General features: G+C 52.6%; 23 protein-coding genes. 11 read left to right on the plus strand and 12 right to left on the minus strand.

Annotation, left to right across the window (positions count from 1 at the left end; translation table 11 throughout):
* Positions 1 to 135: 135 nt before the first annotated feature.
* The 7 genes from DP091_RS15550 to DP091_RS15580 form a co-directional block, all read right to left on the minus strand.
* The gene (locus tag DP091_RS15550) at positions 136 to 1284 is read right to left on the minus strand and encodes a PCYCGC motif-containing (lipo)protein (protein ID WP_258394542.1); all 1149 of its coding nucleotides are present in this window, start codon (positions 1282 to 1284) and stop codon (positions 136 to 138) included.
* A 121-nt stretch (positions 1285 to 1405) separates the two neighbouring features.
* Complete coding sequence (locus tag DP091_RS15555; protein WP_113059149.1) at positions 1406 to 2410, minus strand: polyprenyl synthetase family protein; 1005 nt, start codon at positions 2408 to 2410, stop codon at positions 1406 to 1408.
* 32 nt (positions 2411 to 2442) lie between these two features.
* Positions 2443 to 2880 (minus strand): hypothetical protein, encoded by a 438-nt coding sequence (locus DP091_RS15560; protein WP_113059150.1) that lies wholly within the window; start codon positions 2878 to 2880, stop codon positions 2443 to 2445.
* Positions 2881 to 3005: 125 nt separating this feature from the next.
* Positions 3006 to 4880 (minus strand): FAD-dependent oxidoreductase, encoded by a 1875-nt coding sequence (locus DP091_RS15565; RefSeq protein ID WP_113059151.1) that lies wholly within the window; start codon positions 4878 to 4880, stop codon positions 3006 to 3008.
* 49 nt (positions 4881 to 4929) lie between these two features.
* Positions 4930 to 5838, minus strand: a complete 909-nt coding sequence (locus DP091_RS15570) for an FMN-binding protein (RefSeq protein ID WP_113059152.1) — start codon at positions 5836 to 5838, stop codon at positions 4930 to 4932.
* A 157-nt stretch (positions 5839 to 5995) separates the two neighbouring features.
* Entirely contained in the window at positions 5996 to 6928 is a 933-nt protein-coding gene (locus DP091_RS15575; RefSeq protein WP_113059153.1) for a dihydroorotate dehydrogenase, read from the minus strand.
* A complete protein-coding gene (locus DP091_RS15580; RefSeq protein ID WP_113059154.1) occupies positions 6909 to 7610 on the minus strand; it encodes a dihydroorotate dehydrogenase electron transfer subunit in 702 nt (233 codons plus the stop codon). The genes DP091_RS15575 and DP091_RS15580 overlap by 20 nt, the downstream gene beginning before the upstream one ends.
* Positions 7611 to 7771: 161 nt before the next feature.
* On the opposite strand from DP091_RS15580, the gene DP091_RS15585 reads away from it, so the two are divergent.
* Positions 7772 to 8308, plus strand: a complete 537-nt coding sequence (locus tag DP091_RS15585) for an NAD(P)H-dependent oxidoreductase (protein ID WP_113059155.1) — start codon at positions 7772 to 7774, stop codon at positions 8306 to 8308.
* Positions 8309 to 8414: 106 nt separating this feature from the next.
* Here the strand turns inward: DP091_RS15585 and DP091_RS15590 are convergent, their stop codons facing one another.
* The 4 genes from DP091_RS15590 to nikC form a co-directional block, all read right to left on the minus strand.
* Positions 8415 to 9443, minus strand: coding sequence for an ABC transporter ATP-binding protein (locus tag DP091_RS15590; protein WP_113059156.1), 1029 nt, complete (start codon positions 9441 to 9443; stop codon positions 8415 to 8417).
* Positions 9440 to 10453, minus strand: coding sequence for an ABC transporter ATP-binding protein (locus DP091_RS15595; RefSeq protein ID WP_113059157.1), 1014 nt, complete (start codon positions 10451 to 10453; stop codon positions 9440 to 9442). Before DP091_RS15595 ends, DP091_RS15590 begins: the two co-directional genes overlap by 4 nt.
* Positions 10454 to 11389: 936 nt before the next feature.
* Positions 11390 to 12313, minus strand: coding sequence for an ABC transporter permease (locus DP091_RS15600; RefSeq protein WP_113059158.1), 924 nt, complete (start codon positions 12311 to 12313; stop codon positions 11390 to 11392).
* A 19-nt stretch (positions 12314 to 12332) separates the two neighbouring features.
* Positions 12333 to 13229, minus strand: coding sequence for a nickel transporter permease (nikC, locus tag DP091_RS15605; protein WP_113059159.1), 897 nt, complete (start codon positions 13227 to 13229; stop codon positions 12333 to 12335).
* Positions 13230 to 13389: 160 nt separating this feature from the next.
* Here nikC and DP091_RS15610 point away from each other — a divergent pair, with 160 nt between their 5' ends.
* From DP091_RS15610 to DP091_RS15625, 4 genes are all read left to right on the plus strand, one after another.
* Positions 13390 to 15039 carry a glutathione ABC transporter substrate-binding protein gene (locus tag DP091_RS15610; protein ID WP_113059160.1) on the plus strand — a complete coding sequence of 550 codons (1650 nt, stop codon included), beginning with the start codon at positions 13390 to 13392 and terminating at the stop codon, positions 15037 to 15039.
* A gap of 287 nt (positions 15040 to 15326) precedes the next feature.
* A complete protein-coding gene (locus tag DP091_RS15615) occupies positions 15327 to 15659 on the plus strand; it encodes an ArsR/SmtB family transcription factor (RefSeq protein WP_258394545.1) in 333 nt (110 codons plus the stop codon).
* Between the two features lie 75 nt (positions 15660 to 15734).
* On the plus strand, positions 15735 to 16244 hold the full coding sequence (locus DP091_RS15620; RefSeq protein WP_113059162.1) for an SRPBCC family protein: 510 nt from the start codon (positions 15735 to 15737) through the stop codon (positions 16242 to 16244).
* A 15-nt stretch (positions 16245 to 16259) separates the two neighbouring features.
* Positions 16260 to 17084: an alpha/beta fold hydrolase gene (locus DP091_RS15625; protein WP_113059163.1), complete on the plus strand. Its 825-nt coding sequence runs from the start codon at positions 16260 to 16262 to the stop codon at positions 17082 to 17084.
* Positions 17085 to 17151: 67 nt separating this feature from the next.
* On the opposite strand, the gene DP091_RS15630 is transcribed toward DP091_RS15625, so the two are convergent.
* The gene (locus DP091_RS15630) at positions 17152 to 17370 is read right to left on the minus strand and encodes a LysR substrate-binding domain-containing protein (RefSeq protein ID WP_258394546.1); all 219 of its coding nucleotides are present in this window, start codon (positions 17368 to 17370) and stop codon (positions 17152 to 17154) included.
* A gap of 215 nt (positions 17371 to 17585) precedes the next feature.
* On the opposite strand from DP091_RS15630, the gene DP091_RS15635 reads away from it, so the two are divergent.
* The 6 genes from DP091_RS15635 to DP091_RS15660 all read left to right on the plus strand — a co-directional run bounded on the left by DP091_RS15635 (position 17586) and on the right by DP091_RS15660 (position 24093).
* Positions 17586 to 18545, plus strand: a complete 960-nt coding sequence (locus DP091_RS15635) for a LacI family DNA-binding transcriptional regulator (RefSeq protein ID WP_071219137.1) — start codon at positions 17586 to 17588, stop codon at positions 18543 to 18545.
* 165 nt (positions 18546 to 18710) lie between these two features.
* Positions 18711 to 19973 (plus strand): ABC transporter substrate-binding protein, encoded by a 1263-nt coding sequence (locus tag DP091_RS15640; protein WP_113059164.1) that lies wholly within the window; start codon positions 18711 to 18713, stop codon positions 19971 to 19973.
* Between the two features lie 163 nt (positions 19974 to 20136).
* On the plus strand, positions 20137 to 21012 hold the full coding sequence (locus tag DP091_RS15645; protein WP_113059165.1) for a carbohydrate ABC transporter permease: 876 nt from the start codon (positions 20137 to 20139) through the stop codon (positions 21010 to 21012).
* Positions 21012 to 21848: a carbohydrate ABC transporter permease gene (locus DP091_RS15650; RefSeq protein WP_113059166.1), complete on the plus strand. Its 837-nt coding sequence runs from the start codon at positions 21012 to 21014 to the stop codon at positions 21846 to 21848. Before DP091_RS15645 ends, DP091_RS15650 begins: the two co-directional genes overlap by 1 nt.
* The gene (locus DP091_RS15655; protein WP_113059167.1) at positions 21845 to 22606 is read left to right on the plus strand and encodes a ChbG/HpnK family deacetylase; all 762 of its coding nucleotides are present in this window, start codon (positions 21845 to 21847) and stop codon (positions 22604 to 22606) included. Before DP091_RS15650 ends, DP091_RS15655 begins: the two co-directional genes overlap by 4 nt.
* 59 nt (positions 22607 to 22665) lie before the next feature.
* A complete protein-coding gene (locus DP091_RS15660; protein WP_258394547.1) occupies positions 22666 to 24093 on the plus strand; it encodes a serine hydrolase domain-containing protein in 1428 nt (475 codons plus the stop codon).
* Positions 24094 to 24110 lie beyond the last annotated feature (17 nt).

The following is a 24110-nucleotide window of genomic DNA, read 5'->3' on the forward strand; positions in this document are numbered from 1 at the left end:
GTTATAAAATGGGAAATACATCAGTGAACTGGGTAAATGGCCCCTTCTTTTTTGTGACTTTTTATAAAACAGCTTGTATAGAACGCAATGATATAATAAACACCGATCCTTTACGGAACGGTGTTTTTGTCATACCTATTCATTCATTGGCATCGGCGTATCTGTCGGCTCGATCCCCTCGTAGGCCCGGTCCACGGACTGCCGGATTTCCTTCAGGCTCAGCCCCTGCTGCCTACCGTCCAGGTACATATTCGTGACGTCCAGGCAGGTTTGGCAGAATTTCGCGTGCGTGGTTGGCGTGAGACTGCCGTCTTCCCCTTGAGCATAGTAGCAATTGAGGTTGCTGCTATGGCCAGCATCGCCGCATCCGCAGAAGCAGGGCATGAAGGCCAAGTGGCTGGCATGGAGGATGGCTGCATTGTATTCCTTCACGGTGGGCATATGGGGGAGAGCTGTATCGGGATGCAGCAGGTAGTCGCTTTTTCCGTCGGAACGGCCAGCAAGAGCTTCCGCATAGAGGATGTCGCTGCGATACGCGCCGCTTACTACTTGAACGCCGTTCACGCCTTCAAAGGTTTGCAGCGTAAGCGCGATGGCTTCTTCCGCCCGTTCTCCCTCCTCAGAGCCGGTAAAGGAACGAAACGATGGGGACAGCTCCACCACGGTTACCCCGTGTTCGGTTCGGATTTCGACGAAGTTTACCCCATTAGGGATGGCGCCTTCAAGTTCGGGCGGCAGCAGATCTGAAAGCTGGGTCAGCATCGTCATGGCACTGACCTTGGGATAGCGGACGGAGGTATCCGTCTGCACGTACTGGGATACCGGCGTGAATAAACCGGAATGCGGGTCAAAGGCATGGAGGGTTACGCTGGGCATCGTGCTGGGGATGGCCGAGAGAATCATTCCCTTGGGCGGACGTGTACCGTTCGCAGCGATATCTTCCAGTTCCCGCAGGATCCTGTCGCTTGATATATCTTCGGTCAGTCTTCCGAATTCTTTCTCCTGAGCGTTCAGGAACAGGATGGTCGGGTGCTCCGTAATGCCGTACCGGTTAACGGCTTCCGTATCCTCCGAAATGCTGAAATACTGGTAACGGTAGGCTGGCGAGGATGCTTCCATCTGTTCCATGACACCCAGCGCTTTGGAGCAGCCGCCGCAGCCCTTGAGCGCAAAGATGGCGATGGAGCTCACTTGGGTGTCACCAGTCCTCTGTTCTTCGAGAGGGGATGTCTTGAACAGCATGAAGCCTCCCGCAGCAAGCAGGATCAGGAAGGCCGCCCGCAATTGTCCACCGCCAGATTCGTGTGCGATTCATGTTTCTAAAACATCCTTTCATATCGAACAGGGATGCATCCGTGACGGATGTATCCCTGTTCGTTTGGAGTATATGGCTTCATGTCTGTCTTTAGGGCAGGAAATAATGGAGCAATGCCTGCAAATCACGCTGAGCGTGGTGATCCGCGAAGTCGCCGATCATCCGCTGAGCCTGTTCCGCATACGATCGGGCAAGCTCCTCGGTTTGCTTAATGGCGCCGCTTGCGGCGATACGCTGGATGACCTCGTCCATGTCAGCCTCCGCAGAGTGGGGGCCAAGCTGCATGATTTCAGGTGCAAGGGCTGGATCGTTGAGGGCGTATAGCACCGGCAGCGTAATGTTGCCGTTTCGCAGGTCTGCGCCAGCCGGCTTGCCGATGGCCTCCTTGGGCTTCGTGAAATCGAGCAGGTCATCCCGGATTTGAAAGGCCATGCCGAGCGACTCCCCGAATTGAAAGAGCCGTTCAGCGGTTCCGACATCCGCATGGGCTGCTTCCGCGCCCGCTTTCAGGCAGTGAGCCATCAGCAGGGCGGTTTTGCAGCGTGTTTTCTCCAAATATTGCTCCATCGTCAGTCCGAAGTCGAAGCGGTGGTGCAGCTGATCGTATTCTCCCATGCAGAGCTCGGTCACCAACGCCGCAAGCTCGGCTAATCGGTAGGCCTCCTCTTCGGAGATGTCTTCACTGCTCTTGTCGGACTCGTCATTCGGATGACCCGCGGCCCATTCGATGGCGCGGGCAATCATGTAGTTGCCGATGTGCACGGCCGTCTGGACATCGGTCGTCTCGTGCAGGGTCGGCATGCCGCGCCGCATATCGGATTGATCGATAATGTCATCGTGCACCAGCGAGGCCATGTGTAAGTATTCAAGCAGTACGGCGGTTTTCATGACGGCCCGCTCATGGCCGCTTTTCCCGAAACGGCTGCCGAGCACGACCATAAGCGGGCGCAGCCGCTTGCCGCCGGCGTGAATGAGATCCATGACGCTGCTCAGCACAACGGAGGGCGGAGTGAGGTCACGGTCTGAGGTGACCACCTCCCGGAGCAGGCGGTCGAAGGAAGCGAGATCCACTCCAATTTGGTTATGAATGTTCATCTGTATCAGCGCTCCTTTCCCCAGACAGCTCCTTACGCGCTCCGCTGCTCCAGATAGCTGCGGATTTCACGCTTCAGCTCTTTAAGCAGGAGTTCGGGTGAGACGTTCTTCATTAGTTTCAGCTGCATGCGCTTATGGAGGGGGAGAAGCCGGGACAGCAGCTTCCATTCCTTCCGTTTGACGGCAATCCGGTACAGGAGTCCGGTCAAATAATCGCCGTCCAGCAGCATACGCGTCAGTCTCTCGTTATCCTTCGCTTGCAGCTTGCCATGCTTGTTTAGCGCAGTATGAATCAGGATGCAGCAAGCCAGCACCGTCATTTTGCGTGAATAGGCAAGTTCATAAGCGCTGAGCATATCGGCGATGTCCCTCACCGGTCTGTTATCCATCTCCATCCAATCGATATCCGTTCCTGAATCGATATGCGACCGAAGCAGGTCGATCGTATCCTGTAATAGCTTCATATCCATCGTTATTGACTCCTTCCGGAAGGCTCGTGTTGATTAAGAGTGTGAATGCCAGTAGAACGGTTAGGGCTTGAGCTTGTTACGGCAAAGCGCGATACGATCAGCCCTTTCTATTGAATAGAGAAGAATTAGTCCGTATACACGTACCAGCGCCTTACGATCGGTATTCGCTTCCATACCTTCTTCAGCCAAGGATATACATAGTAGTCAAGTCCGAACGTGCTGCCTGATCCGCCGATTAAGGCGATCCCGGCTGCCAGATACCACAGCATTTCGTTAGGTGCCATCCCCGATACCCAAACCATTGCACCCATGGCGACGCTGGCTACGGCTGCAGGTGCCGTGAACAATCCGACGATCAGCAGGATACCGACGATCAGCTCAGCCAGGACCATCGAGGTCTGAAACACATAGGCAAGCGAGGTATAGCCGCCGTCGCCGGTATAGAACATCAGGTCCATCGACCAATCGACAATGGATTTCATAAAATCCGGAACCGGCAGGGCGGATACAGCTTCGGCAGTATAAGCAGAAGCGGCGGAGACTGCGTCTGCCGCTCCGGCACCGGCTGCATCGGCGCCTGCAGCGGAAGCTGCGCTTACGCCGTCGGCTGCTTTGGCAGGAATGAGGAACACTTTATCCGGATCATCAATAATCTTGTGGATTTTATCCCATCCCTGTGAGAGCCACATCCATCCGGCAAAAATCCGCAGCGGAACGAGCCAGAAATTCGGCGAGCGCTTGGCAAAATGCCCGCCCACGAAGCTGCGGTTGTTCCGGACATGGAAGAACTCATGCAGCAGGTAGTGGTATACCTTGTTGAAGCCGCAAACCTGGAACAGATAGAGCATGTTGATCAGATGTTTGACCAGCATGGCCGGGAAGCCGCTTAGCCTGAACATATGGCCCGGAACCCCCACGTTAGCTACTCCGTAGCGGCTGCCGATACAGACCATCGTGCCGTGGAACGTCGGTTTGTAGGATTTCATCGGTTTGTTCGATAATTCAGCCACGATGTTATGCGCAATGACCGGGGCTGCGAGTTCCGCATTTTCTACCATTTGGGGCACGGGTGCAGCCGCGCCCTCAGGAATGTAGAAAATATTGTCCCCGACGACATATACGTTCGGATGGGCAGGAACTTGAAGTTTGTCGTTGGTCAAAATACGCTTGCGGCCTTTTTGCTCGACATCCATGCTGCCGACCACATCGGAGCCTTCCACCCCTGCGGTCCAGATCACGGTACGGGATTTGATGTCGCTGCCGCCGACGGTAACGCCGTCCGGTTTCACTTCCGTAATCTTGGAGCCTGTGATGATGTTGACGTTCATTTTGCGCAGCCGTTTCTCGGCTTTGCGGATCAATGGCTCGGGCAGGATCGGCAGGATCTTGTCGACCATGTCGGCAACGTGCAGCGTAACCTCGCTTGGATCCACGTAGAATTCCTTACATAATTGTTGTGTGAACTCGGCCAACTCGCCGATCATTTCAACCCCGGTGAATCCGCCGCCGACCACGACGAAGGTCAGCATTTCTTTGCGGACCTGCGGGTCGCGCTCCAGCACGGCTTTTCGGAACATATTCAGGGTGTGTTCTTTCAAACGGACCGCATCGTCATACGACCATAAGGTAAAGGCGTGTTGATCTGCGCCCGGTATGCCGAAGAAGGTCGGCTTGCTGCCTGTTCCGATGACCAGATAATCGTAGGAATAGGTTTGTTTCTCTCCACGGAGTGTTTGGCCGTCAAAGTCGATGCCGCCGATTTCATCCAGCACTACGTCTACATTGCGGAACCCGGAGTACACTTTCTTCAGGTCGATTTTGATGGAATCCTCCTCAACCCGGTTCGCGGCTACTTCATGCAGCTCGGTCAGCAGTGTATGATACGGCTTGCGGTCGATGAGTGTTATCCGCAAATCTTTCTGTTTGCGCAGTCGTTTAGCCAGCTTCTTGGCGGTAAGTATACCGCCGTATCCGCCGCCCAGCACGATAATCTGTTTCATGCGAATCTCCCCTCAAGGAATAGTTGTCTTCTATCTATCGCTCTTGTGCTTATTTGGCGCCTTCGAGTGCTTTCGTTGCCAGCTCTACAAATCCGTTGACGTGGATCGACACACCGGAGATGGCATCGGTTTTGCCGTCTTCCGCCGTTACGATGGCTTGCGGATCTTGTTTTTCAATCAAATACTGCTCGGCCTGATAAGCCTGTTCATGCCATTCAGATTGAGCTCCGCCGTTCTTCATGCCGTATTCACCGGATTTGGAACGGGCAACTTTATCGGTACCGCCGTCTTTATGGATGCCGTTCCAGCTGACAGCGGCGATCTTGCCTTTAATAACGGTAACGTCGACGGTTTCCTTCCAGCCGGACTTAGCGTCAAAATCAGCCGCTTCTGCGTGATAGCTGCCGTCTTTGTAAGGTCCTGCTTCAACAGGCCCCGCTGCCAGCGCTTTTGCTGCCAGCTCGGTAAACCCGTTGACATGGATCGATACCCCGGATACTGCATCGGTGCGGCCTTCGTCGTTCAAGGTCAAGCCTTCAACCGACTGCTGAGTCACCAGGTATTCCTCCATTTTGGCTGCCTGCTCATGCCATTCCGCTTGAGCACCGCCTTTTTCCTTCATGCCGTAGAAGCCTTTTTCGGAAAATGTCTTTTTGTCCAAGCCTCCGTCCTTATGAAGTCCGTTCCAGTTGGCGCTGACGATCTTGCCGCCTTCGACCTTAATGGCAACAAGTTCCTTCCAGCCGGAGTCTTCGGCAAACTCGCCTTCAGCGTAATATAAGCCGTCCTGCAGGGCTCCTTCTTGTGCAGGCTGTTCCGCATTAGTTGGGGTATCCGTGTTTTGGCTTTCTGCCGGTTTGTCCGTGGTGACAGGCTCTTTGTCTCCGTTGCCTCCGCAGCCTACGAGCAGCGCAAACATCAACATGACGGAGAGAGATAGAGAGAGTGTCCTTTTCATTCTGGTTTCCTCCTATAATTTTGTGAATTACTTCACAAATATTGTTCTTGAGTTCATTTTATTCTTAAAAGGAATAGTTATCGGTGAAAAAAATCACAAAGAGTGCCGGTGCTTCATGTTCGAGCTGATTCCCGGATTGCACATGAAGCACCATGGGTCAGATGATGCCTCGAATGTCATCCAGCGATTGGATGCCTTCGCTTTCCATCAATTCCATCAATTCTTCGGCCAGGGTATCGCCTGCGCGCAGGTTGATGAAGTTGTGGGTTCCGATCTGTATGGCTGTTGCACCAGCCATGATGAATTCGAGAATGTCCTCGGCGCTGCTGATTCCGCCGATTCCAACAACCGGGATGGATACTGACCGTGCTACCTGATGGACCATGCGGAGCGCTATCGGCTTAATTGCCGGCCCGGACAACCCGGCGTAGGCTCTGTCAAAAACGCTTCGCCGTTCCCGAATATCAATCGCCATCGCTTGGATCGTATTGATGAGCGAAAGACCATCAGCGCCTTCGGCTTCACACATGCGTGCCATCTCCTTCAAATCCCTTGCACCGGGAGAGAGCTTGACGAGCAGCGGCAGGGTGGTCGCTTTCCGGACTGCGCGAACCACCTCTTGAGCCTGCTCATTCTCAACGCCGAAGGCCAGCCCACCTTCCTTAATGTTGGGGCAGGAGATGTTGAGCTCGATCATGTCCACGGCTCGTTTGCCGGATGACCGTAACTTGAGGCTGGCTTCGGTAAGCAGCTCGGCCCCCTCCGTATATTCCCGCATGGTGCCGCCGCCAAGATTGACGACGACCGCCGTCCCGTGCGAGGTCATCACGGATAATTCATGCTCCAGAAAAGCGTGGATGCCCGGATTCTCAAGGCCAATGCTGTTCATGATGCCGGATGGCGTTTCATAAAGCCGTGTTCCTGAATTGCCGATTCGTGGAGTCAGGGTCAGTCCCTTGGAGATAATGCCTCCAAGCTTGCGAAGCGGATACAGATCCGCATACGGTTTGCCAAATCCAAACGTGCCCGATGCCGCCAAAATCGGGTTCGCCAGCGGTACACCCGCCAGTTCACAATCGATGGAGATCATTCCAGTTCACCTCCTTCGCCGGAAATACGGGGCCATCGGTGCATACCTTGCGGCTTGAGCCAGCGGAGGTTAACGTGCAGCTGTTGCATGCCCCGATGCCGCAGCCCATTCGCTTCTCGATGGAGACGTGGAGCTTGGCATTGGTACCTTCCGCTTTTTGGGCCAGACTGTGCATCATGGCAACCGGTCCGCATGCGAATATCGTGTCATAGCGGCTCGGGTCCACGGCATCTACAATGGTGCCGCCGGATTTGACGGTGACATTGCGGTTTATTTCGTGAAATCCGTTGACCGCGAAGGGCACCCCGGTATATCCCAGATAGACGCTGGATTGAGGAATTTCCTTCGCAGCCAGCAGCAGCGGGGCTGCTCCAATGCCGCCTCCTACCAGTGCCGTCCGGCCTTGCGGCTTAGGGAATCCTTGCCCGAAGGGCCCCTCCAGCTGAATCTTGTCACCAGCTTGAAGCGCTGACAGCAGCCATGTGCCAGTTCCGTGCACGCGATATAAGAAGGAAACGGAGTCCTCCGTCAGGTTATGGATGCTGATCGGTCGTGACAGCACGGGATAGGCATCCCAGCAGCGCAGCATGAAGAACTGTCCCATTCGTGCCGAATAGCTGCCTTGAACGGTAAGTCGATAGATGCGATGGGCCAGTCTGACATTTTGAATAACAAGGGCCACGTTCTCATTCTCCTCCCTTGGCGTACTTTTTCCGCCCGCTATGTTCCTTGCTACAGTATCACAGACCGATAATGCTACCTGTGACATTTCTCATATATGGGCGTATCCGGGCTTGATACCTTTTGTATACATATACGAGACAAAAAAAGGTGGGACCAGACATGAGGACACTGGTAATCGTTGCACATCCGGGTCTGCATGAGGGGTCACGGATCAATCGCGAACTAATCGAAACGGTGAGACATCATCATGAGGTGACGGTGCATGACCTCTATCATCGGTATCCGGATGGACACATCGATATCGAGGCCGAACATCAAATGCTGCTCCAGCATGACCGCCTCGTGTTTCAATTCCCTTTTTGGTGGTACAGTTCTCCGCCCCTTCTGAAGCATTGGTTCGACGAGGTGCTGACCTTTGGATGGGCGTATGGTCCCGGCGGTGACAAGCTCCATGGAAAAGAGTGGGACCTAGCCGTTACGACCGGCAGAGCCACGGAAGCCTGCAGCAGCGAAGGATACAACCGCTACACGGTGAAAGAGCTAACCCGGCCCTATGAAGTGACGGCGAGCCTGGTGGGCGCGTTGTACTTGCCGGTATTTACCGTTCATAATGCTATGCAGCTGACGGATGAAGAGCTGCGGCGTCATGCGGAGGATTTTGCATTGCATGTAACAGGCGTGGTGAGAACCAGGTAAAAGTATAGGAGATTATCCCTCGATTTCGACTAGCAGGCTAAACTTTTGCAAAAGAAAAAGCGAGACCTTGGGCTCTCGCTTTTTTCTCTTTTATAGAGAGATGCCGTTATCCGTTCGGCGGTGTATAAGCTACACCTTTTTCCAGCGCACCGGCTGCGATCTCTTGGATATAGTGGCAGGCCGCCTGATGGCCTCCGCGCTCATCGACTTCCCGAAGCAACGGAGCTTCGGTTCGGCAGCGATCCGTGGCATACATGCAGCGGGTATGAAACCGGCAGCCGGAAGGCGGGTTGATCGGGGACGGAACATCTCCCTTGAGAATGATGCGTTCCTTCTTGCGCTCGGGATCCAGCGTCGGGATGGCTGACAGCAGGGCGCGGGTGTAAGGATGCTGCGGGCGCCGGAAAAGGGAGTGCTTATCCGCGATTTCCACGATTGTCCCCAAATACATCACAATAATTCGGTCCGAAATATGCCGGACAACCCCGAGATCATGAGAGATAAACAGATAGGTCAGCTTGAATTCGGTTTGCAGCGACTTCATCAGATTGAGCACCTGTGCCTGGATGGACACGTCAAGCGCAGAGACTGCTTCATCGCTGATGATCAGCTTGGGATTCACGGACAAGGCGCGGGCAATCCCAATTCGCTGCCGTTGTCCGCCGCTGAATTCATGCGGGTACCGATTGGCTTGATAGGCGGCCAGGCCGACCGTTTCCAGAAGCTCGATGGCCCGTCCCCGCCGGTCCTTCTTTGGAACAACATTCTGAATGTCCATCGCTTCTTCCAGGACTTGCAGCGCTGTCTTCCTGGGATTCAGCGAAGCATAGGGGTCCTGAAAAATCATTTGCAAGTCTTTACGCCTTCGATTCATCTGGGCTTTGTTCAGGGAGAGCAGATCGCTTCCTTCGAACATCACCTCGCCGGAGGTCGGTTCGTCCAGCCTCAGGATAGCCCGGCCCGTGGTTGATTTGCCGCAGCCGGATTCGCCCACGATACTGACAGTTTCCCCCTCACGTACGGAGAACGAAATATCATCCACGGCTTTTACGACGTTGACGGTACGGCCCAGGACGCCGCCCTTGATCGGAAAATACTGCTTGAGATTTTTTACCGTTAACAGCTCTTTGCTCATGGCAGAACGTTCACCTCGCTTTCCGGCTCCCATTGATCGGTATATTTCCAACACCTAACTTGCTGGTTATCCTCCAGCGCCTGAAGCTCCGGCAGTTTGTCATAGCACAGCTTGATTGCATGGGGACAGCGGGGGGCGAAGCGGCAGCCTTCCTGCGGGTCATAGGGACTTGGAACCGAGCCTTTAATCGGCTCCAGCGTTTCCTTATCGATATCATGCCGTGGCAGTGAGTTCATCAGGCCAATGGTGTAGGGGTGCTTCGGATGTTTGAATAGGGTCCGTACATCGGTATATTCCACGACTTTTCCGCAGTACATGACGGCTACGTCATCGCAGGTTTCCGCGACGATGCCCAGATCATGAGTGATAAAAATAATCGACATCTGCAGCTTCCGCTGCAGGTCTTTCATCAGCTCCAGAATTTGGGCCTGAATGGTCACGTCAAGCGCCGTAGTCGGCTCGTCTGCAATGAGCAGATCCGGATTGCATGCCAGCGCCATGGCAATCATGACACGTTGGCGCATACCGCCGGATAACTGGAAGGGGTATTGCCGGACTCTTTTTTCCGGAGAGGGAATGCCGACCAGTTTCAACATCTCAACGGCTTTGTCCATCGCTTGTTTTTTGCTTAGATTCTCATGGATTTGGTAGGCCTCCGCGATCTGATCGCCGACGGTGAAGACCGGATTGAGCGATGTCATTGGCTCCTGGAAGATCATTGAGATCTGATTGCCCCTTATTTTGCGCATCTGCCGGTCCGATTGTTCGAGCAGATTCACACCGTTATATAGGATTTGGCCGCCGACGATTCGTCCCGGATGAAAGATCAGCCGCAGGATAGACAAGGACAAAATGCTTTTTCCCGAACCGGATTCGCCTACGATCCCGAGCGTCCTCCCCTTGCGTACGGTTAGGCTGATATCATCCACAGCTTTCACTTCGCCCAGTTCGGTGAAAAAAGAGGTGCGCAGGTTCTTGATCGTAAGCAGATTTGATGCGTGCTGTTCCATCTTGTCTAAGCTCCCTTCGCTTTCAATTGGCTTTGGAAATCGCGTGTCCGTGCGGACTCACAAATGAATCGCTTTTCGGTAAATAGCCGATCATGCGTCCGTATGGTACACACCCAGCTCGATTGTTCTGGATTAGCGATTGATGATATTAGAGGACAATGGTTCCGCTATTCCTTTGTTTTCTGCCTTTTAGTGGAGGTATGAGGACATGAGATCCGCTATTGCAAGATATTGCGGGCTAAATTCGTGATTTTGGGTGCATTAACGGATCCTCTGTCCGGATGGACTCGCAAATGGATCGGTTTTCGGTAAATAGCGAATCGTGTGTCCGAAAGGCCTCCTAAACAGTTCGATTGCAGTAACTAGTGGGTTAAATGTCCGCATAGCCTCGAAAATAGGTCGGTTATCAGAAAATAGCGGATCGTTGTCCGAATAGGCTCCCCCAACGGCTCGATTACAGTAATTAGTGGGTTTAAAATCCGCAATGGCCCGTAACTTCTATACATCGAAGGTGTGCATGGACTTAAAATGAGCTCAGTTGGCCACATTAGCTTATTTGAGGACTCAGGTTCCGCTATTTCATTAAATTCCGCCTTTTAGCAGCAGGTTGAGGACACCAGATCCGTTATTGCGAGATATTCCAGGAGTAATCCGTGATTTTGGATACATTAACGAATCGTGTGTCCGCATATACACGAAAATAGGTCGATTATCGGCAAATAGTGGATCGTGTGTCCGAATGGGCTCCCAGGTCGTGTGTCCCGATAGGCCCCAAATGTTCGATTAGCGGATCGTGTGTCCGTATGGGCCCCCCCAAACGGCTCGGCTACAGTAATCAGTGGGTTATAAGTCCGCAAATATAGCTCGGTTTTCGCCAGATAGTGAATCCCGCCGTGTCCGCCTACACTCAAACCGCAATAGACGGGAACTCGCCAATCAATCAAAATCAATGCGCTTGTTGAAGTAGCGGTAGGAGATGTCCACGAGTAGGTTTACGAGCACGAACATGATCGAGAGCACCAGTACGGTTGCCTGTACAACCGGAAAATCCCTTGCCCGGATCGAGTCGATGACGTAGCGCCCCATGCCGTTCACGGCGAATACAGACTCGGTCAGCACCGCCCCGCCCAGCAGGCCGCCGAATTCCAGGCCGATGACGGTGATGACGGGAATCATGGCATTTTTCAAGGCATGCCGGTAGATAATGACGCGCTCCCGGACGCCCTTGGCTTGGGCGGTTCGGATATAATCCTGGCCGATGACCTCCAGCATGCTGGAACGGGTCATTCGGGCAATAATCGCGGCGCCGCCGGTTCCGAGCGTGATCACGGGAAGGACGGTCTGCGACCACGTGCCCCAGCCGGAGGGACGGAACCAGCCCAAATCGACGGCAAAATATTGGATCAGCATCAATCCCAGCCAGAAATTTGGCATCGACAGTCCGAACAGGGCGATGAACATGACGCCAATATCGGCAGGCGAGCTTTTTTTGATGGCGGAGATGATGCCGGCCAGAATGCCAAGGAATACGGCCAGGATCGTAGAGTACACGGCAAGCTCGACGGTGATCCAGAACCGGCTTTTGAATATTTCATCGGCGATGGGGCGGCTGCTGCGGATCGAATCTCCCAAATCCCCCTGCAGCAAGCCGCTGACGTAGTTCCAATATTGAAGCGGCAGCGGATCGTTCAATCCCAGGTTCTCGCGGATCTTCTCGACCTGCTCCTTGGGTGCCCCTTCCCCGATAATGACCTGCGCCGCGTCTCCCGGAATGAGGTGCATCAGCAGGAAGACAACGATGGTTACGCCAATGACAACGGGTATGGTCTGAATCAGCCTTCGAATGGAATAGATGAGCATGGCCCGGCAGCTCCTTTCATTATTTTTTCATTTTCGGGTCAAGAACATCTCGCAAGCCGTCGCCCAGCAGATTAAATGCGATGACAACGAACACGATCGATAAACCGGGGAACAGGGCAACATGGGGGTGATCCATAATATAGTTGCGCCCATCATTCAGCATCGCTCCCCACTCCGGCGTCGGCGGCTGTGCGCCAAGTCCGAGGAAGGAGAGGCCGCTGGCGGTCAGGATAGCGACGGCAATCCGCAGCGTAGCCTGCACGATGATAGGGGATGTGATATTCGGCAAAATATGCCCGAAGATGATTCGTCCATCGCTTGCGCCCAGCGAACGCATGGCATCAATATATTCGAGTTTGCGGACGGCCAGCGTCGAGCCGCGCACGACTCTGGCAAAGGTGGGGATCGAGAAGATGCTGACGGCGATGATCACGTTGAACAGATTTTTTCCAAGGACGCTGACAACCGCCAAAGCCAGCAGAATGCCGGGGAACGCCAGCATAACATCGGTAATTCTCATAATGAGTGCATCCCATTTACCTCCGTAATAGCCGGAGATGATTCCGAGCAAGACACCAAAGGCTGCTCCGATGATGACCGAGATAAAACCGACCGAGAGCGTGAGACGCATGCCATGGATAATCCTTGTAAAAATATCTCTTCCGTTGTGGTCCGTACCAAACCAGTGGGCAGCGGACGGCTTTAGCAGTTTCGTAGAATAATCCACTTTGGTCGGATCATACTGGGTGAGCAGGGGGCCGAAAATCGCGATAAGAATCATCAGCAGGAGAAAATAGCCCCCGAATAAGGCTGCTTTGTTCTTCTTCAGACGGTGGTAGAAAGATTTCCATTGTGCAAGGCGGGTTCCACTAGGGAGCAATTCTTGTGCTCTGGCATCAGCGGTCATGTTAGGCACGTGAAATCATCCTTTCTCCAAGTATGGATGTCAGAATTGGTGTCGTAGAAACGTGAGGTAAATCTGGCTTCTACTGGTATAAATATCAAATAGTAAAATATATGTTAACTGTGTATGAAATATTTTCCTATTTTGATTGAGAAGGGGGAGTTAGTTTCACATGACAGGTAATAGAAGATTCAAATGGCTTGTCTGCATCCTGTTCATACTTACCGTAGTGATGTCGGCGTGCGGCAGTCCAAGCAAGAGCAGTAACCCCGAAACGCCGCCAAGCGGCACCAATACGCCAGCTCCTGAGCCGGGGGCCAAAGACCCTCCCGAAGGAACGGCCAATACCGGTGCGAATGAGCTTGTGATTGCCTGGCTTTCTGATCCGCCATCCATGGACCCTCATATGTCGACGGACCAGCAAACGAGTGTAATGACAACACATATCTATAACACGCTGGTGATTCATGATAAGGATCTGAATATTCAACCGGGGCTTGCCGAGAGCTGGAAAGCAATCGATGAATTGACCTGGGAGTTCAAGCTGAGACAAGGCGTGAAGTTTACGGACGGCTCACCGTTCAATGCAGAGGTAGTCAAAGCCAACATTGATCGTATGCAGGATCCGGAGGTGGCTTCTCCGCGCGCATCGCTTGTCGGCATGATTAAAGAGGTTAAAGTCGTTGACGAATCCACGGTGCAGCTCGTGACCGAGTATGCCTTCTCGCCGCTGCTTGCCCATCTGGCCCATTCTGCGGTGAGCATGGTTAGTGCGGAAGCCATCAAGCTGGATTACGAGAAGCTGAAGGCAGGAGAGAAGGCAGGCGCGTATCTGGCGCAGAACCCTGTAGGCACGGGCGTATTCAAATTAGAGAGCTGGAACCCGGGACAGGAAGTGAAGCTGGTTGCGAATGCCGATTATTGGGGAGATAAAGCGAAGGTCGAACGGGTCACGTTCAAGGTCGTAAGCGAAGAAGGAACGCGGATCGCGGAGCTGGAAACCGGTTATGCGCATATTATCGATCCGGTGTCACCGAGCAGCATCAGCCGCATTGAGAGCACGGACGGCATGTCCCTGAACCGTCAGGCATCGCTGAGTCTGTCGTATATCGGGTTTAACAATAACAAAGAGCCGTTCAACGACGTAAGGGTGCGGCAAGCCTTATCGATGGCCATCAACAAGGATGAGATCATCTCGGGTATCTACGAAGGCACGGGCATCCCTGCCGTCGGTCCGCTGGCACCGGACGTGAACGGCTATGATGCTACCGTCAAGCCGATCGAACATAACATCGACAAAGCGAAAGAGCTGTTGAAGGAGGCCGGCTACGAGGGTGGTTTCTCGACGACCATCTGGACCAATGACAATCCGGAACGGATTAAGATCGCCGAGTACGTACAATCCAAGCTGAAGGAGTTGAACGTCGAAGTCAAAATCGAAGTGGTGGAGTGGGGAGCATATCTGGCCCAAACCGCAGAAGGCAAGCATGATATGTTTGTTCTCGGATGGTCCACGGTAACGGCCGATGCCGACTATGGCATGTATGAATTATTCCATTCCAAAAATGTAGGGGAGCCGGGCAACCGTACCTTTACGAAGGATTCGGAACTGGATAAACTGCTGGATGACGGGCGCAAAGAGAATGATCCGGAGAAGCGCAAGCTCATCTATAAACAGGCGCAGGAGAAGCTGGTTGAGTTAGCGCCGATGCTGTATATTCATCATCAGGAGTATTTAAACGGAGTCAGCAGCAAAGTGGAGGGCTTCTGGCGGCATCCGAATGGCATCATGCAGTTGCATCAGGTGTCCATTCAGCCATAAGGACTGTCTGAAAGCTTTATAGCTTTGAATGATCATAATTTATAGAGTAGTTTATAGCAAAGAGGCCGCTATACGGGGCCTCTTTTTTGATGTTTTTAGAGTCCCTGGACAGGTGAGTAGGGCATAGCCACTGGAGCATTAGCTGTGCTAATTTGGATATCTGGTTAGACCCTGAAGCCATGCCGAGTGAACGGTTGCCATTTTTTTTGATGTCAAAAAATGATGTGGAAAAATCAAAATCAATATATTTATTGACATGTATATACGTTTAAGTGTATATTCTAAACATGAACACTTCAGCTATGCAATTAACCCTGTCTACGATCTCAGAGCCGAACCGCTTCAACATCGTTGAACTCTTAAAGCAAGGCTCGAGATCGGTCAGCGACATCGTAGAGATTCTGGGCATCGGCCAGCCCCAAGTATCCCGCCATCTGCGGATACTGAGCGAGGCCGGGTTGGTGAAAGTCCGTAAGAACGCACAGCAGCGCATCTATAGTCTTGAAGCCCAGCCGTTTCAGGAACTGGACGTCTGGCTCGATTCGTTCAGTCGACTATGGGAAGAAAGACTCGACAGGTTCGAGGACTATATGAGCGACTTCAACGGAAAGGAGAGTTAATCAATTTTTTAGTAGATCGGACAGATAATTACGGCTCTGCGCGCAGAGCCGATTTCACAGACAGGAGGAATTCATATGGGTGGAAAGAGCATTGTCACCAAAGATCGGGAGCAGCGGAAGCTGATCGTGGAGCGTGTCGTATCGATACCACTGAAGCTGTCCTGGCAGGGATGGACTAAGCCGGAACACATCGAACGCTGGTGGGGGCCAAAGAATTGGAGTGCCACGGTATACGAGATGGATGTCAGACCGGGCGGCGTATGGCGCTACAAACTGGCTCCCGAAGCGGTGGGAGAAGGGGAAGAAGCCTTTTGCAAGGCGACCTACTCCGAAGTGGCGGAGTTATCGAGGCTCGTATATACAGACACATTCACGGATCAGAACTGGAATTCCGTAGCCGGCAGCGACATGTTGACCTCGGTTGCGTTTGAAGAGGACGGAGACGGAACCAGGCTAAGCATCATAACCCATTTTGCAAGTGCGAAGGAACTGGAAGCTGCGGAAGTCATGGGAATGGTGGAAGGGTACACGGATACGCTGGAACGGTTCGAGGACGAAATAAGTTTGTACATAAAAGGACAATAAAAGGAGAGACGGATCATGAACTACGTGATGTCGAATGACGGTACCCGAATTTTTTATGAAAAGAAAGGGGCTGGTCCGGCTGTTATCCTTGTAGCTGCGGCAGCTTCGGATCACAACGATACAAAGCGCCTCGGTGAGCTTCTATCTGAACATTTTACCGTCTACAATTATGATCGACGGGGACGAGGCAGCAGTATGGATACGGCCCCGTATGCCGTTGAACGTGAGATCGAAGATATCGATTCCCTTATTCAGGAGGCGGGCGGCAGCGCGTATGTATTCGGAAGTTCTTCGGGCGCTGTTCTGGCGCTGGATGCGGCGAGCAGACTCGGAAGCAGTAAAGTTAGAAAACTGTTTTTATATGAGCCGCCGTTTATCATTGACGATAGCCGCGAACCCGTACCGGCGGAATACGTGCAGCATTTGAATGCGCTGATGGCCGAGCATCGACGCAGCGATGCCGTAGAATATTTCATGACGGCAGCGCTGGGAATCCCTGCGGAATATGTAGAATTCATGAAGGCAGATCCTTCTTGGCAGGTCATGGAGGGCATGGCGCATACATTGGCCTATGACGGCATGATTATGGGGAGCACGCAATCCGGTCAACCGCTGCCAACGGCTCGCTGGGATGTCGACGTACCGGTCATGGTGATGACGGGCGAGAACAGCGGACCTGTGTTCCATGGGGCAGCGAGCGCATTGGTTGACTTGCTCCCTCAGTGCGAGCATCGCATGCTGTCTGGTCAGGATCATTCTGCCGTGATGATGGCGCCGGAAGTGCTGGCTCCCGAGGTGTCGGGTTTTCTGCAGCCTTCGGCAGACCAAATACCGAGATAAGCGTGTTTGGCTCGTCAAGAAACCGTGACCCATAGGGCCACGGTTTGTCCCGTTCCGGTCGAAGTATTTATTCGGTCTTCTCAAACGGCTCAATAAAATGATTAAAGGCGCTGGTGCGAAACAGGTCGCGCCGGAATACAAAATGGACCTTGGAGCTGCGGTAACGCTTGGGGATTTGGAAGGCCTGCAATTTCCCGGCATCGACCCAGTCCTTAACGGAAGAACGCGTTAGCAGCGAGATACCCAGCCCGGCGGCAACACCGCCCATGATGGTGATTAGTGGCATCTACCTGATTTAGCAGGTCAGGGCGATGGATTCGCGCGGCCTGCTTTTTGCTGTGACGAACAAAGGGTTTCTAACCTGAGCAGTGTACCATGACAAGCAATGATAAGGATGATACCGCAAGGAAAATCTCATCCAAGCAAAATAAGTAAATTTTATTAAAAATAAATCCATGTTATATTAAATTTACTAACGCCTTTGGAGAGGGGATAGGATTCATGAGTGGTTTGAAGGAAATTGCAAAACTCGCGGATGTCTCGGTGTCTACAGTGTCCAACGTGCTGAACGGGCGCAAGAACGTGGGGCGGGAGACGAGGGAGCGGGTGCTGAGATTATGCTCGGAGCACGGCTATTTTCCGCATAAGTCAACCAAATCCGATAAAAGCAACACGATTATATTCGTCTTCAGCGACTTTGATCGCGATTATTATTTAAAGATCATCAAGGGGATCAGCCATTGCCTGACGGAGAATGGATACGACCTTATCATCTGTACGAATAAATCCAGCACCAATTTTATGCGCAGCAAATTTGCAAGCGGTACCATAAGTTTGGATCGGAATATGACGGACGAATATTTAGTCTCGGTAGCCACGCCGCAATTCCCTGTCGTTCTCATGGACCGGATTATTGATAACGAGTACGCCAACACCAAAAGCGTGATCGTGGACAATTACCCCGTGATGTGTGAAATGGTCCAGGCCTTGGTGGATAAACAGTTTACGAATTTCGGGTACATCGGCGGCCTGGAGTTTACCCTGGATCACAAGGAGCGGTTCGCCGGATTTATGGATACGCTTGCGAAGAATGGCATCGTGTTTGACCGCCGCAATTACTTCCATGGCGATTACAGCGAGGAAAGCGGATATCAGGCCGCCAAAATTCTGATCCTGAGCAATGCCTTGCCTGAAGTTCTGGTCTGTGCGAATGACAATATGGCTCTCGGCGCGATCAAAGCTTTGGAAGAGAACGGAATACGGGTCCCGGAGGATATCTCGATCACCGGATTCGATAACTCGGATGCGGCGGCTATGGCCGGTTTGACCACGATTGCGATCCCTCGTTATGAAAGCGGTTATTTGGCGGCGAAGGAGCTGCTCGAGATGATCAAGGGCACAACGGGCAGGGAGCCCTTTAAGCTGAATGCCACCATCCAGTGGAGAAAAACGGTGAGATAAACTTTATGATTGTAACTAGTAAAATATCAATAATTTTACTAGTTTTTTTTACTTAGTATTTTTATGAAAACGCGTACAATTTTTATTGACATTCTAGGTAAACCGCCCTATGATGGGTTTGTAAACGTTTTACTTTATAGAGTCCTTAAGGGGGAGGCGTGTCACTTGAAAAAAGTAAAAAAGGTATTTAGCATACTTACAGCAACGGCTTTGGTTGCAACACTTGCAGCCTGCGGTGGTACATCTGACAAAGATTCTGGAGCAGCATCCGGTGGTGATGGGGGAGATAAGCTGAAGAAGATTACGCTCTTCCAATCGAAAGTTGAAATTACAGAACCTCTTGAAGCTTTGGTTAAAACCTATAAAGAAGAAACCGGCAATGAAGTTGAAGTATGGGGTGCCGCAGGTGACGCTTATTCGCAACAGCTGGTAGCGAAGCTCAGCAGCAACCAGGGACCGACGATATTCAGCGTGGCTCCAGGGCCCGAGTCCGAGAAGCTGAAATCCTATTTCTCCGATTTGAGCGGCGAAGAGTATGTGAAGAACATCGCGCCTGACATGGAATTGAAGGTCGATGATAAAACGGTCGGCGTTCCATACGGCGTAGAGGGCTTCGGTCTCGTGTATAACAAGGATCTGGTGGATCCGGCTAACATGAAGGACCTGGATTCCTTCACGAAGACGCTGGAGCAGCTGAAGGCTGACGGCAAGAACGGTTTGAGCCTGTCCCAAGAGGCATACTTCCTGATCGGACATATCATCAACACGCCGTTTGCGCTTCAATCCGATCCGCTGGCCTTTATCGACCAGCTGAACAAGGGCGAAGTGAAGATGGCCGATACGAAGGAGTTCCAAGAGTGGGCTAAATTCATGGACGTGATCAAGGCCAACACCAAGAATCCGCTGGAAGTGAAATACGATAGCCAAATGGGCGACTTCGCTACGGAAAAAACGGCTATGGTGCACCAAGGCAACTGGAGTTATTCCATGCTTGCGGATTTCGGCGATTTCGGCTCCAAGGTGGGCATGATGCCGTTCCCGCTTGCCGGCAACGATAAAATCGCCGTCGGCGTGGCCAGCTACTGGGTCGTGAACAATCAGGCGGACGCTGAAGAAGTTAAAGCCGCGAACGCATTCCTGAACTGGCTCTTTACTAGCGACAGCGGCAAAAAAGCCATCGTGGACGATTTCAAATTCATTCCGGCTCTAACGAATATTGAAGCGGGCGATCTGGATCCATTGTCTCAAGCGGTGCACGAAGCAACCACGAAGGGTGAGACGATCACTTGGGCGTTGAACTACTTCCCATCGGGAATCATCACCAATGACCTGGCTCCGGCAACGCAGGAATACTTCATGAATCCGGGTATGACAGGAGAGCAGTTCCTGCAGAAGCTGGATGAAGTGTGGGCGAAAGCATCGAAATAATCGAGGCAAAACGATAACCACCTGAAATAACAATTCCATGAAAATGAAAGCCTAGCCTCAGACGTTCGGATGATGAGCGTTAGGCTTTTGTTTTTTCTAACACGAATTCAAGGTTTGATGCCGCCTTGCGGGAATCATCCGGAACGGAAAGAAGGTATGGATTATGAGCAAAAGAAAGGATAAAGCCTGGTTTGCCTTGTTTACGGTGCCGCTTCTGTTTATTTTCACGACTGTGGTTCTCATCCCGTTTATTATCGGGATTGTGTACTCTTTCGTAAATTGGGATGGCATTCCGGCAAATCCCAAAGTATTCGTAGGATTTGATAATTACGTTCAGCTGTTCCAGGACGAACGATTCCTGTCATCGGCTTGGCATACGGTTCAATTCACGCTGCTCGCGCTGGTATGCGTCAACATTCTGGGTTTGGGTTTTGCCCTGTTGGTAACGACGAAGCTCCGCTCGAGAAATGCGGCGCGAACGATGTTCTTTATGCCGAACCTCATCGGCGGCCTGATTCTGGGCTACATCTGGCAGTTTATTTTTACGGATGCCTTCAGCTTCTTGGGCGAGAAGACCGGATTTGACAGCGTGTTCTTTAACTGGCTGCTGCATCCGCAGTTTGCGCTGTACGCCATCGTCGCCGTATTCACCTGGCAACTGGCGGGTTATACGATGATCATCTACATTGCGGGCATCCAGGGGATTCCGGATGAATTGATGGAGGCAGCCAAGGTCGACGGCGCGAACCTGTGGCAGCGACTGAAGAACATCGTGTTCCCGTTGTTAATGCCTTCGTTCACGATCTGTCTGTTCCTGACGCTGTCCGGGGCGTTCAAAATCTATGACGTGAACCTGTCGTTGACCAAGGGCGGACCGAGCAATGCGACGGAGATGTTTGCGATGAATATTTTCAACGAGATTTTTGCTTACGGTAATTATGGTTTAGGTCAGGCAAAAGCGATCATCTTCTTCCTGATTGTGGCCGGACTTACGCTGACGCAAGTTATCATCACGAAGAGAAGAGAGGTGCAGATGTAATGAAGAAATCAGGGAAATGGCTGCTCGACATTTTGCTGTTCCTCGCCTCGCTGGTCTTCTTGTCTCCGGTCTTCATCATGCTGATTAACTCCTTTAAGGATCGTGCGGAGCTGTATGAGAATGCGCTCGCGCTGCCTTCCTCCTTCAGCTTTGAGTACTATATATCCGCGATGGAGAAGATGAATTTCTTCACCGCTCTGGGCAACTCGCTGTATGTCACCGTCATCTCGGTGATTATCGTCATCGTGCTTGCCTCCATGACGGCATGGATGCTGGTGCGGACGGATAATAAGCTGAGCAAAGTTATTTTCTTCACCTTCGTGGCGACCATGCTGATTCCCTTCCAGACGCTGATGATGCCGCTGATGCAGGTGATGGACTGGATTCGCACCAATCTGCACATTCCGATGCTCAACACCCATGAGGGGTTGATCTATATGAACGTCGGTTTTACGTCCAGTATGGCGGTCTTCCTGTACCACGGGTTCATCAAATCCGTACCGGTTGCGCTGGAGGAGGCAGCTACGCTGGACGGCTGCTCCAAGCTGGGCGTGTTCTGGCGAATCGTGTTCCCGCTGCTGAAGAACATCAGCGTGACCATCGCGATCCTGAACGTCATTGCGCTGTGGAACGACTACCTGCTTCCATCGCTGACGTTGTCGGATAAAGGGCTGCGGACGATCCCGCTGTCAACCTTCTATTTCTTCGGGGAGTTCACTATTGTGTGGAACCAGGCGATGGCCGGCTTGACGCTGACGATCATCCCGGTTGTCATTTTCTATATTTTCGCTCAGAAATACATCATCAAAGGGATTGCGGCAGGTGCGGTAAAATGAGGCGGATCATTACGAGGGCCGACGATTATGCTTCCAGCCGTTCCGCCAATGCTGCAATTGCCAAGGCCGTTGAGGCCGGGTTCATTAAAAACGTGTCCATCATGGCGCCCGGTCCTTATCTTGGCGAGGCCGCGCAGCTGATGGCGCATCGCAAGGACATCTGCTTCGGCTTCCATATGACGCTGAACGCGGAGTGGGATAACGTACGCTGGGGACCTGTTGCCGCGAAGGAACAGGTTCCTTCGCTTGTCGATGAGGCCGGTTATTTCTATCAGGATCCGTTCCTGTTTCAGGATCATCCGCCTTTGCTGCAGGAGATCCTCTTGGAATGCGAAGCCCAGCTTGATAAACTGACCGCAGCAGGCTTCAGCATTTCTTATGTCGATTCTCATATGCTGCCGGAGCGCTTCATACCAGGGCTGCAGGAAGAGCTGGACCGCTGGATTGAAGCGAAGGGGCTAATTAACCATCGCCATTACTACAATTTTTTCCCGGGCGGCGTACCAGGCGGGGTCGAGTCGTTTGAAAGGGTGCTCGGCGGCTTAACGGATGACCAGTATTTCTTCCTGTCCCATCCGGCATTGTATTCGGAGGAAATGGTGCAGTGCGGCAATGCTCAAGTGGATGGGGAGGAGCTGGCGTGCGGACGCGATCAGGAGGCTTCTTTTCTTGCACGGGAGGACTTGAATGAGATTAGTGAGCGGCTTGGTTTTCGTGCCATACGTTATGATGAAGCGGTGCCATTACCTGGTGTATAATGGAAGGGTCATAATGAAATTATCTCATTGATACAGGGAGAGGCGAAAGGAAGATGAACATGAAAACGGTTCAATTATTGCCAAGAAGCACCCCCGAAAATCAAGGAATCTCATCTCAGTCAATCGAACGCTTTATCCGATCGATTCAGGAAAAGGAGCTTGAACTCCACAGCTTCATGCTGGTACGGCATGGACATGTCGTGGCGGAAGGCTGGTGGAAGCCGTATCAGGCGGACAAACCGCATATGCTGTTCTCGTTAAGCAAGAGCTTTACTTCTACCGCGATCGGACTTCTGGCCCAAGAGGGACAGATTGCGCTGGAGGACCGGGTGATCGGCTTCTTTCCGGAATACGCTCCTGAAGATCCCTCCCCGAATCTGTCCGCGATGACGATACGCGACTTGCTCATCATGGGGACCGGACACGCGCAGGAGCCTGCCATGCCGTCCGATATTTGGACGGCTGATTTCCTTAAACAAGCGGTAGAGCATGAGCCCGGTACCCACTTTGTATACAACAGCGCAGCGACGTACATGCTTTCGGCCATTCTGCAAAAGGTTACCGGCATCACGCTGCTGGATTATTTGCAGCCCCGCCTGTTCGACCCGCTAGGCATTCATGGAGCCACATGGGAAAGCTGTCCGCAGGGAATCAACACCGGCGGCTGGGGACTTAAGCTGAAGACCGAGGACATTGCCAAGTTCGGTCAGCTTTATCTTCAGAAGGGCTTATGGGAAGGCCAGCGGCTGATCCCGGAGGCGTGGATCGAGGAGGCGACCTCCAAACAGATATCCAACGGACCTGCGGATTCCTCTTCGGATTGGACCGAAGGGTACGGCTATCAATTCTGGATGTGCCGACACGGGGCTTACCGCGGCGACGGCGCATTCGGACAATTCTGCGTCGTGCTGCCGGAGCAGGATGCGGTCATAGCGATTACCTCCGGCCTCGGGGATATGCAGGCCGTGTTAGATGAAGCATGGGAGCATCTGCAACCTTCGATGAGGCCTGATGCGCTGCCGATCGACACCGGAGCGGAGGCTTCTCTTACCGAAACGCTGCAAGAGCTTAAGCTGAATCCGCCAAGCGAAGAAGCGGCATCCCCGGTCGAGAAGGAAGTCTCCGGGATCGTCTATGATCTCGAAGAGAATGAGGCGAAGCTGCGTTCGTTCTCCGTCCGGTTTGATGATGACGGCGCGGTAATGGAGCTTGAGGGGGAACACGGCGTCAATTCGGTTGTCTGTGGTCGCAACGCGTGGAAGACGGGAACCACGAAGCTGATCATGATGGCGGATAATGAATATGCTGCCTCCATGACCTGGAAGGATGAACGGACGTTGAAGCTGACCATCCGACTGACAGAGACGCCATTCTACTTAACCACGGAATGCACCTTTGGTGAGGAAGGCATTCATCTTGCGTACTGGATGAATCAATCGTTCGAGGGCAAGGTGGTCCGGGAGATTAAGGGCAAGGTTAAGGCGTAAAGCCAGTAAAAGAATCG

Source organism: Paenibacillus sp. MDMC362, from assembly GCF_003269305.1.
In the GTDB taxonomy this organism is placed as follows: domain Bacteria; phylum Bacillota; class Bacilli; order Paenibacillales; family Paenibacillaceae; genus Paenibacillus_AQ.